13 protein-coding genes and 2 pseudogenes are annotated in these 15,768 nt (G+C 72.7%); 3 read left to right on the forward strand and 12 right to left on the reverse strand.

Translation table 11 applies throughout. The features are described 5' to 3' along the window. Positions 1–322: 322 nt before the first annotated feature. The 5 genes and pseudogenes from BJF81_RS12360 to BJF81_RS12385 form a co-directional block, all read right to left on the reverse strand. Positions 323–3,871: pseudogene (locus tag BJF81_RS12360) on the reverse strand (UvrD-helicase domain-containing protein); the annotation flags it as partial. Continuing rightward, entirely contained in the window at positions 3,868–5,913 is a 2,046-nt protein-coding gene (locus BJF81_RS18685) for a PD-(D/E)XK nuclease family protein (protein WP_143780833.1), read from the reverse strand. The gene BJF81_RS18685 and the pseudogene BJF81_RS12360, both read right to left, overlap by 4 nt. Before the next feature lie 75 nt (positions 5,914–5,988). Beyond that, a complete protein-coding gene (locus BJF81_RS12375) occupies positions 5,989–7,071 on the reverse strand; it encodes an endonuclease NucS domain-containing protein (RefSeq protein WP_075958594.1) in 1,083 nt (360 codons plus the stop codon). 30 nt (positions 7,072–7,101) lie between these two features. Further along, on the reverse strand, positions 7,102–7,779 hold the full coding sequence (locus BJF81_RS12380; protein ID WP_134773016.1) for a hypothetical protein: 678 nt from the start codon (positions 7,777–7,779) through the stop codon (positions 7,102–7,104). Further along, entirely contained in the window at positions 7,716–8,075 is a 360-nt protein-coding gene (locus tag BJF81_RS12385; RefSeq protein WP_075958596.1) for a hypothetical protein, read from the reverse strand. The genes BJF81_RS12380 and BJF81_RS12385 overlap by 64 nt, the downstream gene beginning before the upstream one ends. A 70-nt stretch (positions 8,076–8,145) precedes the next feature. On the opposite strand from BJF81_RS12385, the gene BJF81_RS12390 reads away from it, so the two are divergent. Continuing rightward, positions 8,146–9,402: a hypothetical protein gene (locus tag BJF81_RS12390; protein WP_075958597.1), complete on the forward strand. Its 1,257-nt coding sequence runs from the start codon at positions 8,146–8,148 to the stop codon at positions 9,400–9,402. A gap of 223 nt (positions 9,403–9,625) precedes the next feature. After that, positions 9,626–10,246, forward strand: coding sequence for an FMN-binding negative transcriptional regulator (locus BJF81_RS12395; RefSeq protein WP_075958598.1), 621 nt, complete (start codon positions 9,626–9,628; stop codon positions 10,244–10,246). 45 nt (positions 10,247–10,291) lie between these two features. Here BJF81_RS12395 and BJF81_RS12400 read toward each other — a convergent pair whose 3' ends face one another. Next, positions 10,292–10,468: a type II toxin-antitoxin system PemK/MazF family toxin gene (locus tag BJF81_RS12400; RefSeq protein ID WP_342447141.1), complete on the reverse strand. Its 177-nt coding sequence runs from the start codon at positions 10,466–10,468 to the stop codon at positions 10,292–10,294. Positions 10,469–10,891: 423 nt separating this feature from the next. Here BJF81_RS12400 and BJF81_RS12405 point away from each other — a divergent pair, with 423 nt between their 5' ends. Continuing rightward, on the forward strand, positions 10,892–11,326 hold the full coding sequence (locus BJF81_RS12405; RefSeq protein WP_075958599.1) for a type II toxin-antitoxin system VapC family toxin: 435 nt from the start codon (positions 10,892–10,894) through the stop codon (positions 11,324–11,326). A gap of 147 nt (positions 11,327–11,473) precedes the next feature. On the opposite strand, the gene vapC is transcribed toward BJF81_RS12405, so the two are convergent. The 6 genes and pseudogenes from vapC to BJF81_RS12435 all read right to left on the reverse strand — a co-directional run bounded on the left by vapC (position 11,474) and on the right by BJF81_RS12435 (position 15,465). After that, positions 11,474–11,875 (reverse strand): type II toxin-antitoxin system VapC family toxin, encoded by a 402-nt coding sequence (vapC, locus tag BJF81_RS12410; RefSeq protein ID WP_075958600.1) that lies wholly within the window; start codon positions 11,873–11,875, stop codon positions 11,474–11,476. Then, positions 11,872–12,081: a type II toxin-antitoxin system VapB family antitoxin gene (locus BJF81_RS12415; protein ID WP_083664194.1), complete on the reverse strand. Its 210-nt coding sequence runs from the start codon at positions 12,079–12,081 to the stop codon at positions 11,872–11,874. Before BJF81_RS12415 ends, vapC begins: the two co-directional genes overlap by 4 nt. Continuing rightward, complete coding sequence (locus BJF81_RS12420) at positions 12,053–12,913, reverse strand: DUF2399 domain-containing protein (RefSeq protein WP_342447142.1); 861 nt, start codon at positions 12,911–12,913, stop codon at positions 12,053–12,055. The genes BJF81_RS12415 and BJF81_RS12420 overlap by 29 nt, the downstream gene beginning before the upstream one ends. Beyond that, positions 12,813–13,373 (reverse strand): annotated as a pseudogene (locus BJF81_RS21595) (TIGR02679 domain-containing protein); the annotation flags it as partial. The gene BJF81_RS12420 and the pseudogene BJF81_RS21595, both read right to left, overlap by 101 nt. Then, positions 13,370–14,188 carry an SbcC/MukB-like Walker B domain-containing protein gene (locus BJF81_RS12430; RefSeq protein WP_075958603.1) on the reverse strand — a complete coding sequence of 273 codons (819 nt, stop codon included), beginning with the start codon at positions 14,186–14,188 and terminating at the stop codon, positions 13,370–13,372. The gene BJF81_RS12430 and the pseudogene BJF81_RS21595, both read right to left, overlap by 4 nt. Further along, on the reverse strand, positions 14,185–15,465 hold the full coding sequence (locus BJF81_RS12435) for a hypothetical protein (RefSeq protein WP_075958604.1): 1,281 nt from the start codon (positions 15,463–15,465) through the stop codon (positions 14,185–14,187). Before BJF81_RS12435 ends, BJF81_RS12430 begins: the two co-directional genes overlap by 4 nt. Between the last annotated feature and the right edge of the window lie 303 nt (positions 15,466–15,768).

Consider the following 15,768-nt stretch of genomic DNA (forward strand, 5'->3'; position numbering starts at 1 on the left):
GTGTTCCCTCGACATCGCGCGCCGGTCGGGCCCCGACGACGGCGCCGCTCAGCTCGACCTCGGGGTCCGTCCCCTCCAGGCCGGAGGCGCTCTGGGCGCTGCGGCGGCGCGAGGAGGCCACGGCCTCGTCGAGCTGGCTGCGCCACCGGGACCACTCCGGCGGCGGAGGGACGGCCTCACGGGGACGGGTCGTCGCGCCGGTCGCGGGAGCCACGGTCGGCTGCACGGACTCGGCGCCCGCCGCGCTGTCCGCCCCTGCACCGGCGAGCAGGTGCGCCAGGGTGTCCTTCCCACTGCGGCCGTTCGCGGACCGGTGCATCGACACCACCAGGTGGTCCTTCGCCCGTGTCGTCGCGACGTAGAGCAGGCGCCGCTTCTCCAGGTCGCTCATCTGCTCGTCCACCGGCTGGGCGTCGGCGAAGTCGCCGGTGGTCATGTCCTTGCCCAGCGAGATCGCGAAGCCGTCGTCGGTCCACAGCAGCTGGACACCGCGGCGGTTGTTCGGCTTCGACGACAGGCCCGAGACCACGACCATGGGGAACTGCAGGCCCTTGGCCGCGTGCACGGTCATGATCCGCACCGAGTCGACGTCCGACTCCGGCAGCACCGCCTCGCCGGCCCGGGAGGTCTCCGACGCCTGCGCCTGCGCCCACGACAGGTAGGCGCGCAGCCCGCCGTGCTCGGTCTCCGACCAAGCCCGGGCCTGGTCCACGACATACCGCAGCCGCCGCCAGGTGTCCCGCGCGCGAGGTCCGTCCGCCGCCACCTCCTGCATGCGGCGGTCGACCACGAGCCGGCTGAGCACCTCGCTCGGGGTCAGCCAGCGCGCCTCGTCGTGCAGGCCCCGCAGGTATGCCGTCGCCCGCCCCACGGGGTGGTCGCTCAGGTGCTCGGGCACCGGCGCCAGCAGGTGGAACGTGCCACCGACCCGCTTGAAGGTGTACAGGTCGTCGTCGCCGCAGCCGAAGAGGCTGGAGCGCAGCGCCGTGACGAGGGAGAAGCCGTCGGAGGTGTCGGCGATGCTCCGCAGCGCGGCGAAGAGGTCGCGCACCTCCTGGGCCTGGTAGACGATGGAGCTCGACTCGGTGCGGTAGTCGACGCCCGCCGCGTCCAGCGCCTCCTCCAGAAACGGCACCGACGTCCGGGCGGGCACGAGGATCGCGATGTCGTCCTCGCGCAGCGGACGCCAGACGCGACGGCGCCGGCCGTGCTCGTCCCGCTCGTCCGTCTCCGCCTCGGTGGTCCACCCCTCGTCGAGGGCGCGGCGGATCGCGGCCGCGACGTCGGTCGCCTCCCGTCGGCGCACCTCGTCGGCGGACGGCTTGTCCGCGTGCTCCTCCGAGCCGAGCACGGCGACCGCCGGCCCCACGGTTGGGGACGACCGGTGCGGTGCCAGCGCCTCGTAGGTCGGCTGCCTGTCCGGCTGCTCGGTGATCAGCTGGGCGAAGACGGCGTTGACCCACTCCAGCACCGGCGCGCCGCTGCGGAAGTTGGTGGTGAGCGACACCTGGTCGCCCAGCGTGTCGCGCGCCTGGAGGTACATGCGGATGTCGGCCCGGCGGAAGCGGTAGATCGACTGCTTGGGGTCGCCCACGACGAAGATGGAGCCGGGCGGCACCTCCACGTCGCGCCAGTCGGGCTGGTCGGCCGCCGCGCCGCCGGCGATGCGGACCGCGATCTCGACCTGGATCGGGTCGGTGTCCTGGAACTCGTCGAGCAGCAGCCGCCGGTAGCGCTGCTGGAGTGTCTGCCGCACCTCTGGATCGCGGGCGAGCAGGTCGCGCGCGAGCACCAGCAGGTCGTGGAACTCCAGCCGACCCTCCCGCCGGCGCGCGTGGGCGGCCTCGAGCACCCGCTCGCCGCACCAGCGCACGATGACCCGCAGGCAGCGGTCCTTGAGCACGGCCAGCACCTGGGCGACCTCGCCCTGCCAGGTCCTGCAGTCGGATCTGAGCTGTCCCAGGTCTGACCAGTTCTTGCCCCGCCCGTGGTGCCACCGCAGCGCCTCCACCGCCTGCAGCGATTCGACGGTCGATGCGGGGTCTGTCCCTCCCGCGCGATGCGCCTCGACCCACTCGGCCAGCTTGGTGAGGCGCCCGACGAACAGATCCTCGGGGTCGGCACAGGTGTCGGCGTTGGCGGCGAGCTCCACCGCCCGCTCCACGAGGTGGTCGACGTCGGGCAGGGTCGCAGGCTCCGGTGCTGGCGACCCGACGACGCGCGACTCCACGAGGTCCCAGTCGGCGTTGACCTTGGCCACGATCGCGCGCACCTGGTCGACCTTCACGCCGGCCGTCAGGGCCAGCTCGAGCGTCGGCGCGAGCTCCTCGTCGTCCAGCAGCAGCCCCCGCAGCTCCGCCCAGCGGGCCTCGAACGCGACGGACGAGCCGACCTCGTCGAGCACCTGGACCAGCGGCGGCACACCGGCCTCGATCGGGTGCTCGGAGAGGATCCGCTGCGCGAAGGAGTGCAGGGTGCCGATCGCGGCCAGGTCGAGCCCCTCGAGCGCCGCCTCGGCCCGGGGGCGCTGCTCGCCGTCGCCCGCGCGTGCGACCTGCTCGAACGAGGCACGCAGCCGGTCGCGCAGCTCGGCCGCGGCGCGTTCGGTGAAGGTCACCGCTGCCACCGCCTCGATCGGTATGCCGTCGCGCAGCACGAGCGTGGACACCCGCTCCACGAGGGAGCGCGTCTTGCCCGACCCGGCGCCCGCCTCGACGAAGAGGGTCTCGTCGGTCCGCTCCCGGATGCGCCGGCGGGCGGCCTCGTCGGTGAGCTGCGTCATACCTCGTCCTCCTCCTCGCCCTCGGCCGGCGCGGCCAGGGCGTCGGGCTCCACCAGCCGGTGTAGTCCTGCAGCTCGGGCGTGGTGCGGAGCAGCTCCCACCGCTCGCGGATGTCGGCGTGCCCGAGGCCGTCCGGGTTGCACGCCGAGCACTGCGTGAAGCTGAAGTCGGCCGTCTTCGGTGCCGTTGGGGGAAGGCGCCCCGGGCGATGCCGTCGACGAGCAGGGCGAGCGTCTCGGCATACCGGTGCATGACCGCCTCGGTGAGCGGCAGCTGGACCCGGCCGGTGTCCTTGCCGGCGAACCAGTAGAGCGCCTCGACCGGGGTCTGCCCGTCCCCGTGCGCCGTCCGGGCGGCCAGCGCGTAGGCGGGGAGCTGCAGCTTGCTGCCCCCGAGCACCGGGTCGTCCTCGCTGATGTCCTTGAACGAGTTCTTGCGGCCGGTCTTGATGTCCGTCACGAGCAGGCTGCCGTCGCGGCGCCGGTCCACCTTGTCGGCGGACCCGCGCAGCAGGACCTCCCGACCGTCCGGCAGCGTGACGTGCACGGGCTCCACGCCGCGCATGCCGAACCTCAGCTCGCTGGTGACCACCGCCGCGCCGTGCTCCGCGCGCCAGGCGTCGTCCTCGGTCAGCATCCGGTCGAGGACGGTGCGGAGCCACTGGCGCTGCCGGGCCCACAGGCGGGGATGCCCGGTGCGCCCCTCCGCCTCGTAGCGTTCGCCGAGCTCCTCCCCGAGCTCGAGCAGCCGTGCCCGCTGGGCCGGGGTCCACGGCTGCCCGTGACCGGGCAGCTGCCCCTGCGCCGCGGCCTCGGCGACCAGGCCGTCCATGGCCTCGTGGACGAGGGAGCCGAGGTCGGCGGCGCTGATGGTGATGATCTCCTCGGGGGCCTCCACCGGCTCGACCCGCAGCAGCCGCTGCAGGAAGTAGGCGTGCGGGCAGGTCGCGTAGCTCTCCAGGGCGGTGGGGGAGACGGCGGACGTGCCCGCCCCGTGGTCGGGGAGCCCGGCGACGCCCGCGAGGTTGCCGTCGAAGCGGCTGAACGTCTCCCCGCGACGAGCACGGACCAGCTCCTGGGTCGCGGTCACGACCGGGTCGTGCGGGGCGACGCCTGCCAGGTGCGCCCGGACCCGCCACTCCTGCTCGGTGGCCGGGTGCGGGGTCGTGCGCAGGCTGCCGGCGAAAGAGGGGGAGCCGTCGATGGTGTCGCGGGCGCTGCTGGCCCCGCGCTCCCACTCGGTGGCGGGGAGGTCGGGGTCGCCGCTGAGCGCGCGCAGCGAGGGGAGCAGCCAGCGCGAGGGGAGCCGGTGGGAGTGCCGGCGCAGGTCCCGCGGGGGAAGCTGGCGGTCACGTGCGGCGCGGAGTCGAAGGCGGCGAGCAGGCTCCGGTGCGTCCTGTCGGCGCGGCGTCGGCTGCTGCGGAGGGCCCAGCCGGTGGCCTCCCGGGCGCGCTCGGGCAGGAGGGAGTCCTCGCGCAGCGTGCCGGGGCACAGGTCCTCGGTCAGGCCGACGACGTAGAGGGCGTCGAGGTCGAGCCCGACCGCCTGCTCGACCGGGGCGACGAGGACGCCCTGGCCGAAGGTGCCGACGCGGGGGAGCGCGCCGTCCAGCTCGAGGCCCAGGATCTCCTCCACGCCGGCGAGGGAGGGGCTGGTCGGCGTGCTGTCGAGCGCGCGCAGCTGTCCGAGTGCGCTGCGCACCGTCACGAGGGCGTGCTGCTCGGCGGGCGGTAGGTGCCGGTGGGTGGAGGGCGGCAGGAGGTCCTCGAGTATGCCGTGCAGCACCTCGGCGGCCCCGGTCCAGGTGGGGGTTCGGTCCAGGTCGGCGAGGCGTTCGCGCAGGGTGGCCATGAAGTGCTGCATGGACGCGGTGGCGTCGCGGTGCCGGGTGAGCCGGTCGCGGGTGCTGTCGTAGAGGTCCTCGTCCTCGAGCTGCTGCTCGAGGGAGCGACGGTGGAAGTCCAGGCGCTCGTGCCAGTCGTCCCCGGAGACGACGCCGGCCTCCCGGGTGATGCGCTCCCACAGGGGGAGGGGGAGCGTCGTGGTCGCGCGGTCGGAGTCCTCGAAGATGGTGACCGGGAGCTCGCCGACGGCCCGGAGCACGTCGGCGCGCCGGTAGCCGGTGCGCGCGGTCTCCAGCAGGCCCAGGACGAGCCGGGCGACCGCCCGCTCGGCGACGGGGCGCACCCCGGGGCCGTTGACCTCGATGCCGGCGGCGGCAAGGTGCTCGTGGAGCAGGCGCCCGTAGGGGTCGCGAGCGGCATACAGGACCGCGACGCGGTGCGCGGGAGTGGTCCGCAGGGTCTGCACGACGTCCCGGACCACACAGCGCACCTCATCGTCGGAGTCGGACGCGTGCATGACCCGCTGCACCGTGGGCGGGGTGCGGAGCGGCGGGGGCGGGTCGTCGGGCGCGATGGCTGCGACCGACTCGGTCACGGCTGCGTCGGCGCGAGGGTCGCCGGTGTGCCCGGCGACGACGTGGGTGTCGGTGAGCCCCGCGAGCGTCGCGGCCAGGGCGGTCTCCGCGTGGGTGAGGTCCTGGGGCAGGTAGATCACGATGCTGCCGAGCTCGGCAGCACGATCGGCCGTGAGGGTCGCCGCCGCCGTGTGGAGCAGGTCGGTCTCGTCGTAGTGGCCGTCGGCGATCCGCTCTCGCGCTGCGCGGTGGACGCGCACGACCTCGGCGCACAGGCTGCTGGTCCCGGAGACCAGGTCGCATGCGGAGTCGTCCACGTCGCGCAGGTCGTGGTGGGCGCGGGCGAGGGCCCGCGCCGTCGACGGGTGGTCGGCTACCTCGCCGAAGACGCCCGGGTTGTCCAGCAGCACACCCCGGACCGTGGCGCCCACGAACGCGCGGGTGGCCGGTCTGCGGCCCGTGCCGGTGAGCTGTGGTGCGGCGAGCTGCTCGGCCAGCCGGGGGAGGGTGGTGATCCACAGGCCTGCGATGGCCGGTCGGTCGGGGTGGAAGCCGCGGGCGAGGTGGCGGCGGGCGACGATGCCGGCGATGTTGCTCGGGACGACGAGGGTGACGGGACGGAGAGGGTCGTCCTGCTTGAGGTGGGCCACCACCTGGGTGAGGGCGTCCAGCGCCGATCGGCCGTAGGACGTCCACGTCACGTCTACCGGCACCGGCCCTCCTTCAGTGTCCTGATGACACCGTACACAGAAGGGTCGTGTCTCCTGCCACGCGGTCGGACTGCGGCGTCAGCTCGTCCGGTCGAGGTCGAAGTGCTCGGCGAGCTTCCTCAGGGTGAAGTCCTGTCGAAGCTTGCAGGCGCTGTGCTGGGAGGCGAACATGCCTGCCTCGCGGTAGGCCTGGTCCGCCGGCACGGCGACGTCCCACTCGACCGGGACGATGTACTCCGCCCGATCTGTCTCGTCCTCAGGCAACCCTCGTCGGTAGTCGGCCTCGAGGGGAAGGTCGAGCAACCGCTGCCACTGGCCCTGGTGGAGCACTTCCGCGACGTCGCTGCGCGTCGCCGGCCGAAGAGTCGTCCCGACCGCCACATACCCCTTCTGCGGCAGGTAGACGTTAACCCGCGCGCCGACGGGCAGGTTGCGCAGGGTGCGCGAGTACCACTCTCCGCCGCCTGCGGAGATAAAGCCGTACTCGAGGCCGTCCTCCCACGACCGGCTGTCGCCTTCGCCGAAGTTGACGTACCAGTCCTGCCCGTTCCAGCGGGCGATCTTGCCGCGCCGCGTTGCGCTGGGTGCGCCCTCGGAAGACTCGTCCGTGGCGAACCAGGATCGAGCCAGGTACTGCCGCCCGTCGTCCTGCAGGAACGAAAAGAAGACGGCGTTGATGGGCACGCCGAAGTCACGCAGATAGGTGACGATCCGCTCCGAGCTTGGGTCGAGCGAAGAGGCGACGACCGTGAGCTGGATGTCGTTGCTGAATTCGTCGGGCACAGGGGCATCGAAGGTTTCGGCGAAGACCGGCTCGAAGGCCTGCCCCAGGTGGTGGGAGGCGAGGTCGATGACGTCGTCTCGCTCAAGGGTGGAGACCCAGGAGCCGTAGTCCAGCACCTGGGCGATGACCTCGCGTGGGGTCTTGTCCCGCTTGAGCTCGAGAACGTGCAGCGTCCCCTCGGCGTCGATGGCGAGCAGGTCGATATAGGTGTTGTACGGCGTGCGGACCTGGCGACCGACGACCAGCAGCCGGTCGCCCAAGAGGGAGGGATCTCTGGCCAAGAAGTCTTCCAGCTGGGACTCGAGAGGCATCGCGCTGGGCTGGAGCCGGTGCGGCTGGTCTTGGTCGATCCGCCAGATTCCCATCTCGGTAGGCATGGGGACAGTCTGCCTCGGCAGGTTGGGCCGTCAGGGACCGGCCGTCGCCGGAGCCTGGGCGACGGTCTGGGCACCCTGCGCGGTGAGAGCGGCTGCATACGCTTCCGCAACCGTGGTGCAGAAGGCCCAGAGCGGCTCGATCCTCTCTGGAGTCAGCCATCCAGGCTCGGTGCGAGCCTGTCGTTCCGTGCCGCCGAAGCCGAAGAGCGCGTCCGCCTGGGCGCGGAACTCGGCCGTCGTGAGTGCAGTGACAGGCACGCCGCTGTTCTGCCCAGCGTACGAACCGAACGGCACCATCACACGGCCATCCGTGTAGAGGGCCACAACCGTGCGGATGCCGCTCACGGCGGGTCCGCCAGCCTCAAGGACCACATGGCTCGGGCCGAGCCGCCGTCGGTAGCCGGCAGCGCCCCACCGGTCGAGCATCGTGCGAACGGCTGTCGCGGTCTCGTCCGAGTCGAACTGCTCCCAGAACTGCGCCAGTGTGGCGGGCCGCTCGTCCTGCTTGGCTCGCTCGACGGTCGCAGTGAACTGGTTCGGCTGGACGACGGCGGTGAAGAGCGGCGCCCAAGGCCCGTCGTCGACCCGCACTGCGCGAGCCTCCACCAGCCACACGGCGATCCCTCGCGCAGGATCCAGTTCCCTCATGTCGTTGAGATACTGCGCGACGGCGCGGAACTCGTCGCGGTGTTCCTCCGCAACGAGCACCAGCCACGAGCGTCTCGGGCGACGGCATAGGCGAGCCCTCGCGTGAGGTGGTCGTGATCCGCACGGCCGTACTGGTTCTCGATGACAAACTCGCTGCCGTCTGACCCTTGGGCCACGATGTCGATCCGGCGACCACCGGTCGTCGTCACCTCTGACCGTCCCGCCGCTACGAGCCCGAGGTCCAGCGCCTCACCGAGCTGGTCCAGTCGATCCACCAGGAGCGGCGTGAAGTCGGACGCCTCGCCCGCCCACGCCTGGGTCAGACGGCCGAAGGAGAGCCTGCCCATGTACGCCATGGTCTCTGTCTATCAGGACGGACCCCGCTGTCGCAGTGAGGCCTGAACGGACACTCTCCCAGGGGGTGTCGTGGGCGAGGACTACGATCACGGCATGACAGAGGCAGGGGAAACGGTCGCGGTCTACGAGGCCGAGGACGGTGTGCTCGTCTTCGGCAGCGAGGCAGCGCTGGAACTACTCGACGACGATGCTGGCCTGGCTTCTAGGCCGCTGTCGGCCAAACACCTGGCGAGGGTAATCGGCTATGCGGGAACAGCTGGTGGGCAGCTCGTCGCCGAGAGCGGACGATGGGTCAAGCTCACGAGTGAGTCGGCCGCAACTGCCGAGGCCACGCTGGGTGGCGTTGACAAGCTCACGTCGGGCGTGATCCGGAACAAGGGCGGTGACATCGCCCAGCATGTCAACTTCGAGAACATCACCAAGGTCGGCGCCCTCACGCCGGCGGCCCCCGCGGTTCTGGGTGCGATGGCGACCCAGTACGCCATCGAGTCGGCGTTGGACGACATCACCGCCTACCTCGAGGAGATCGACCGCAAGCTGGACCAACTGCTCAAGCAACGCAAGACCGAGACCCTCGGGCAGATCGGTGGTGTCTCGCTCGCGATCGACGAAGCGGCCTCCATCTACGCGTCGACCGGGACCGTCTCGAGCACCACGTGGTCCAAGGTGCAGGGCACGTCCCTTGCCCTGCAGACCATGCAGGCCGAATCGATCGAACAGCTGCACGCCCTCAGCGAGGACGTCAAGGCCGCGGCCGGAGACGCGGACAAGGCCGCGAAGGTGCTCACCCAGGTCAGCGACGACGTCCAGTTCTGGCTGGGTGTGCTGGCCCGGACGATCGCCCTGCAGGACAGGCAGTACGTGCTCGAGCTGGCCCGGGTCGCTGACGAGGACGAGCAGCAGCTGGACGCCCACCGCGAAGGAATCACGGTGGCGAGGTCAGATCGGGTCCGCCGCATCGTGGCCGGTCTGGAAGCCATCGTGGACTCGGTCACCGCATCGTCCACGCTGTCCAACGCCGCGAAGGTTGCCAACCCGATCTCGGCGCCGAAGGTCGCTCGACAGGCCAACTCCATCGCCGACAGCATCTCCGCCTTCGCGCAGCACGCCGGTCTGGAGCTCGGCGGCTCGGGGCCGGTCGACCTGACCCCTTGGGCCAGGGCGGCCCGAGGGCTTCTGGACGAAGCCTCCACGGTCGTGACCACCGCCGGCACAGGTGTGGCTGGCCGTGCCCGGTTGTTCGGTCGGGCGGTCGAGGAGCGGCGAGACGAGCGGGTCCTGCGAAGGGCGAAGAGGATCGAGGAGAAGCGCTCGGGCGATGCGTAGCAGCACGTGATGCGCTCCTGGGTGCATCGGATTTCGCTTAACTGAGAGACATCTTCCATCTATGCGAAGTTCCGGAACACCCGGCGAGCCGACCGCTGGCTGAGCTCCTCGACCTGAGCTTCGGTCGCGGTAAACCGGGCCGCGCTGGGGCGCCTTGCGCGTCTGCACCAAGGAGAATGGCTGAACCCAGGACGGACCCGGGTGACAGGACGACGGAGGCGAGATGCGGCATACCCCGCACTTTCTGATGACGGACCCCGACGAGGTCCGCCGGCTGATCCGGAACCACCCGTGGGCCACGATCGTGTCGCCGGCCAGCACCGGGCTGGTCGCGTCGCACTACCCGGTCATCCTCGACGAGAGCGCCGATGGCCCGGACATCACCATCCTCAGCCACTTCGGGCGTCCGGACGACCGGCTGCACGAGCTGGGGCGGCACGAGATCCTGGTCATCGTCCAGGGGCCGCACGACTACGTCTCGCCCAGCTGGTACGCCCCCGGCGAGCTCGTGCCGACGTGGAACCACGTGACGGCGCACCTCTACGGGACGCCCGAGATCCTCGACGAGGAGGAGAACTACGCGGCGCTCTCTCTCCTGACCGACCACTTCGAGCACGACCGGCCCGGCGGTCGCTCGCTCGCCGAGGACGAGGCGGCCACCCGGCGGGAGGCCAAGGGGGCGGTGAGCTTCCGGATGCGGGTCGACCGGTTCGACGCCCGCGCCAAGCTCAGCCAGAACAAGGCGCCGGAAGTCGTCGACAACGTCATCGACCATGTCGAGAAGCACAACGCCGATCTCGCCGAGGAGATGAAGCGGGTCCGGGAGGGACGCCCGGAGTCGTGATCTCGCGCCAGGACGATGTCGGTTCGCCCTGGATGTGTGGTCGGCTTAGTCAAGGCCCAGCACGGTCAGCATCGCCTCGTCAACGGCACGCATCTCCGCAGACTCCAGCCGGCCCGCGGACTCGCCCAGACGGTCCTCGGGATCGATGACGGACAGCTGCTCGACCATCACGCGCCTTTTCACTCTTGCGTTCTTGGTGCCCGCAGGCGCAGAGCTCACCACGCACGCGCCTCGTCCATCACTGCTGCCAGCTGGCGCGAGGCGGCGACATTCTCAGGATCGTGGCGCAGAGCCTCGGCCTCAGCCCCCAGCCGGGCGCGTCGGTGCGCGCGTGTTCCGTCGAGGATCGCGGAAGCGACGGGGCACGGGGCCTGGAAAGGATACGGGAGTACGGGTCCAAGAGTATTGTTGCCCGTATGAAGACCACCATCGACATCCCTGACGCCCTGGCGGAGGAGGCCAAGGCCGCAGCCCGGCGCTCGGGTGCCACCCTTCGCGAGTTGGTCGTGGCTGGCTTGCGGGCGGAGGTGTCCCGGCGCAAGACGCGGCCCAGGTCGACTTCCACTTCCCGACGGCCGGCGGCGACGGACTCGTCGCAGAGCTGGCTCCCGAGGACGCGGTGGCCCGCTCCTACGGGTTGCCGTCGTGATCGCGGTCGACACCAACCTGCTCGTCTACGCGCACCGCACTGACAGCCCGCACCACGAACGGGCATCGGAGATCCTGCACCAGCTTGCCACCGGTCCTCGCCCCTGGGCGGTCCCGTGGCCGTGTCTTCACGAGTTCCTCGCGGTGGTGACGCACCCGAGGATCTACCGACCACCGACGGCCCCGGCGCTCGCTGTCGAGGCCGTCCAGGCCCTCGTCGACGTGAGGACCGTCCAGCTGCTGTCGGAGACGTCCGACCACCTTCGGATCCTGAGGGGTCTCATCGCCACGCCGGGCCTGGCCGGTCCCAAGGTCCACGACGCGCGGATCGCGGCGATCTGTCTGGGTCACGGTGTGGACGTCCTGTGGTCCGCAGACCGCGACTTTTCGTGGTTCCCCGACCTCCGGGTCGTCAACCCCCTGACGGGGTAAGGACGCTGCCGCCCTCCATCAGCCACGGGCACCCCGGGCCGCCCGACGGCCCGCTCGCGTGCACGCAGGACGTCGGGGTCGGCCACGACCCGGTCGACGACGTCGACCACCGCTGGAGCGACCGCTCCCGTACGCTCGGCAGACCGGTCACCGAAGGTCGAGGACCTCCAGGCCGGTGACTGCTGCGATGCGCGCGTAGTCCGTGTCACGGTGGGCCACGGGTGTCTGGGTCCGGACCGCGATAGCGGCGATCAGACAGTCCTGGAGCGACCGGGGCTGGTGCCCGGACGCCCTGGCCGCCTGAAAGATGTCGGCAGCGGCTCGGTAGTCCAGGGCGGGCTCGACCTGCAACCAGTGCTGCCCCAGCATCAGCCTTTCCGCCGCTGACGTCTGGGCGCCGCTGGCAGCGCCGGCGAGCAGCTCCATGAGGATGGGCTTCGTCGTCGCGAGCCCGGCTCCGACCTGCTCCCTGACGAACAGGTGCGCGCGGCTGCCGGTGCCGCGCAGGTACTCGATCCAGACCGAGGTGTCGACCAGGACGAGGCTCACACCTTTGCCACCGGGTCCGAGCGCAGCTCCTCAAGGTCGCCGTCCCAGCCGGAGCCCTCAAGGGCGAGGAGGTCCTCGCGCGTGGGCACCGGTCCCGCGAGCCGTCGCAGCGCGAGATCGACAGCTTGCTTCTTGGTACGCAGGCCGTAACGGCGCATCACCGTGGCGACCAGCTCGTCATCGATGTCGATGTTGGTGCGCGACATACACCAACGATACACCTTGGGCACAGAACGGGCCCCCGGAGCTCGGGCCTACAGCTCGCTGAGGTCTACCGCCCGCCGCCCATGGCGTCCAACAGCCGGGGCAGCACGGTCTCCTCGTGCACGGCGTGTCCGTGGTGCCGCATCGTGGCCCCCAGCTCGGGTCCCACGACGGCTCCACCGGGGTGCCGACGAGCTGCGGGCCGCCGACGGCCACGCCGGCCAGGTAGTCCGGCACGCCCATCAGCCACGGGCGCACCCCGTGCCGTCCGACCGCCCGTTCGGCCAGGGCGAGCCCGGGCCAGTCGAAGTCGCCGTGGTAGCGCAGGTCGCCGCCCGCCGCGGCCAGCAGCCCGAGCACCTCGTCCACGACCAGGTTGGGCTCGCCCGCGGTGCACACGACCACCCAGCCCTCCACCCGGCGCTCGGCCACCGCCTCGAGGACCCTCGGGTTCTCGCAGACCAGGACCGGCGCGTCGACGACCGGCTGCAGGCCCTCGGCGCGACGCAGGTCCCACGCGCTCAGGTGGACGGGGTCGCCCGCCCCGGCGGCGTCCGTCAGCGACGGGCCAGCGGGCCGTCCCCCTCGAGCCGCAGCCCCAGCACGAGGCAGGTGCGCGAGACCAGGTCCGGCGCGACCCCCACCCCCGCCCACAGGCCCTCCCGCTCCCGGGCCGACGTCGCACCGGCACCCCCGCCGCCGCGGCCAGGCCGCGCAGGACCACGTGGTGCACGAGGGTGTCCCGGTCGAGGGCGTGGGCGTCGCCGAGCAGCCGGGCGCCCAGCTCGACCCGGGACACGGTATGCCGTGCCGCACCCCGCGCGGGCAGCGCACCGAGCACCGTCGCGGCGTCGCGCACCACCTGCTCGGCGTCGGGGCGGGAGGTGAGCAGGCCGGTCCGACGCAGGCCGGCCACCCAGTCCGCCGACCAGGGCTGGCGGACCAGCTCCAGGGCCAGGGCCAGGGGCGCCTCCCGGGCGGCGTCCCGCTCCGCCCGGGAGGCCGGGCGGTCCACCAGCGGGCTCCCGGTCACCCGGGCCACCACCTCGAGCAGACCGCCCGCTCCGGACCGCTGGCGCAGCCGGGCGTCCAGCTCGGCCAGATCCACCCGCTGCCGGTCCCGCACCGTGGGGCGGCCGAGCAGGGCGGCCAGGGCCTGCCGCTGCGTGCGCGTGCCCGGGCGGAGCACGACATACCCGCGCGGTGCGAGCCCGTTGCGCTCGAGGCGGGCGCGGAGGCGCTCCCAGACGGTTTGCAGCGCAGGGTCATCGACCCAGGACGGCAGGTTGCTCACCCCACGCTCTCCAGCGTGCGGCCGTCCCAGCGGTACTCGTACTGGGCGATGCCGCGCTGCGCCGGGTCGCGCAGCGCCTCGTAGATCGCCAACGACGGCACGGTCGGGTGGTCGCCCCACAGCCGTTCGCTGGTGATGACGAAGTCGAGGTCGAGCTGGACGAGCAGACCGAAGAGCAGCGGGTGGGTGCGCACGTCGATCTTGGGGAAGGCGTCGTCGAGCAGCACGAGGCGTGGGGCGTGCGGCGCCGCGCCGGCGAGCGAGGTGAAGTGCGCGGCCGCGGCGGCGAAGAGGGGGAGGTAGCAGAGGACCTTCTGCTCGCCCTGGGACAGCGGCGAGCGGCGGTGCAGCCGCTCCCACCGGCCCAGGGCCTCGGGGCGGGTGTAGCGGATCGTGAAAGCGAACCACGTGCGGTAGTCCAGCGCGGCGGCCAGGTGCTCGGAGTAGGACAGCTCGGGGTGCTCGGCGCGGGAGGCCTCGATGAGGCGGTGCAGCGCGTCGTGGAGCTTGGCCCGCTCCTCGGGCAGCAGCGCGCCGACCGGCTGGGTGAGCAGGTCGACGGCCTCGCGCGCCTCGGCGGCGACGTCGTCGCGCAGCTTCCAGTCCAGCCGTACCCGGATGCCCTGGGACGTGGTCACGTGCCCGAGCTGGGCGTTCATCGCCTCGACCAGCTCCTGGGCGTCGCGCCGGCAGCGCCGCAGGGTCTCGCCGAGCTCGCCGAGGACGTGCCGCTCGAACTGCTGGCGCTCCCGCCTCGTCAGCAGCTCCCGGTCGCGCTCCACCCCCGCCGCCACCCGACGGGCCAGGGCCGTCACCGCGGCCTCGCCCGCCTCGTCGCGGCCGGAGACGGTATGCAGCTCGCCCAGGGTCGCCAGCGCGGCTGGTGCTCGGCCGCGGGCCCGCTGGTGGCGCTGCCGTGCCGTTCGTAGAGGCGGGTGGTCACGGAGGGCACCTCGGCCTCGCTGAGCCCGGTGAGGGCGCGGGCGGCGGTCACGGAGGCGCGGGGGACGGGCGCCGTGGGGTCCAGCGCGGCGAGGGCCAGCAGCGCGTCGGTGGACTCCGGGGCTACCTCGGCCGCCTCGGCCAGCCCGTCCACCCGCAGCGCCTCGACGAGGGCGGCGAGGGTGGCTGCGCGGGTGTCGGCGTGGTCGGCGAGGCGCTGCCGGGCCGCGTCGACGCCGGTGCGACCCTGACCGAGCTCCACCAGCAGGTCCTCGAGCGACCGGCGGGAGGCGACGACCGTGCGGCGGTGCTCCTCGAGGGTCGTCCGGGTGGCCGTGATCCGGCGGTCGAGCTCGGCGACGGAGTCGCCGACGCTGGAGCGCAGCTCCTCGTGCGCGGCGGCGGCGACGTCCGCCCGCCGGCGTGCCTGGTCGGCCGCCGCCTCGTCGGCCTCCTGGGTCTGCACGGAGAGGGCGTGGTCGTCGGCGGCGCGGGACCAGGTGGCCAGCAGCCCCCGGACGTGCGGGACCTGGCGGTCGAGGTCGCGCAGGTCCACGGCCAGGGCTCGCAGCGCCTCCTCGACCGCGTCGAGGGCGGTGCGCTCGGGCGGCAGGTCGTGCTCCGTGGCGATGCGCCGCAGCTCCTCGGCGAGGCGGGCGGTCTCTGCCCGCGCGGCCTGGGCGGCCGACTGCGCCCGCTGGTTGTGGCCCTCCTCGCGCTGCTCGGTCTCCAGCAGCAGCTCGGCGCGCTGCCAGGCGGAGAGCAGGTCCCGCCCGCTGGGCACCGCGGCCACCCACGCCTCCAGGGCGGTGACGCCGGCACCGGCCTCGGCCCGCTCCCGCTCGCTGCGCTCCAGCTGCTGCTGCTGCGCGGCGATCTCGGCGTCCAGGGCGGCCAGTCTCCGGGCGCGCTCCGCGGCCCGGGCGGTGGCGCCGACGTACTGCGCCAGGTCCTTGCCGGCGTGGCCGTGGGCCGGCCCGAGGCGCCAGGAGCCGTCCGTGCCGATGCGAGGACCCGGACCGTCGCTGCCCAGCCCGATGCCGCCCAGCACCGCCGCGACGTCGGACTCGGCGACGTCGCTGCCCTCGGGCAGGTCGACGACGAGGGCCTGCGCCAGGGACGGCGAGACCGGCGGACCCGCGACCAGCACGATGTCGCGCAGCCCCGCGTCCAGCAGCCGTCCGCCGGGTCGGACCCAGGCGTCGAGCAGCCCCGAGGCCTGCAGCGCCGCCTCCAGGCCGGCACGTTCCTCCCGCGAGAGGTGGTCGGCGAAGTCGACGACCTGCCACAGGGCCGACCCGTCCGGCCGGGCGGCGCGGGGGAGGGGAGGCGGTGGGGGTGCCGGGTCGCGCTCGGACTCGACGGTCGCGCGTTGGGTGTGCAGCAGCCCGAGCTGCTCCTGGGCGGTCCGGGCGGCGGCCCCGGCGCGCGCGCCCGTCTCGCGCAGCTCGGC

The sequence above is a fragment of the Ornithinimicrobium sp. CNJ-824 genome (assembly GCF_001942405.1).
Taxonomy (GTDB): domain Bacteria; phylum Actinomycetota; class Actinomycetes; order Actinomycetales; family Dermatophilaceae; genus Ornithinicoccus; species Ornithinicoccus kibberensis.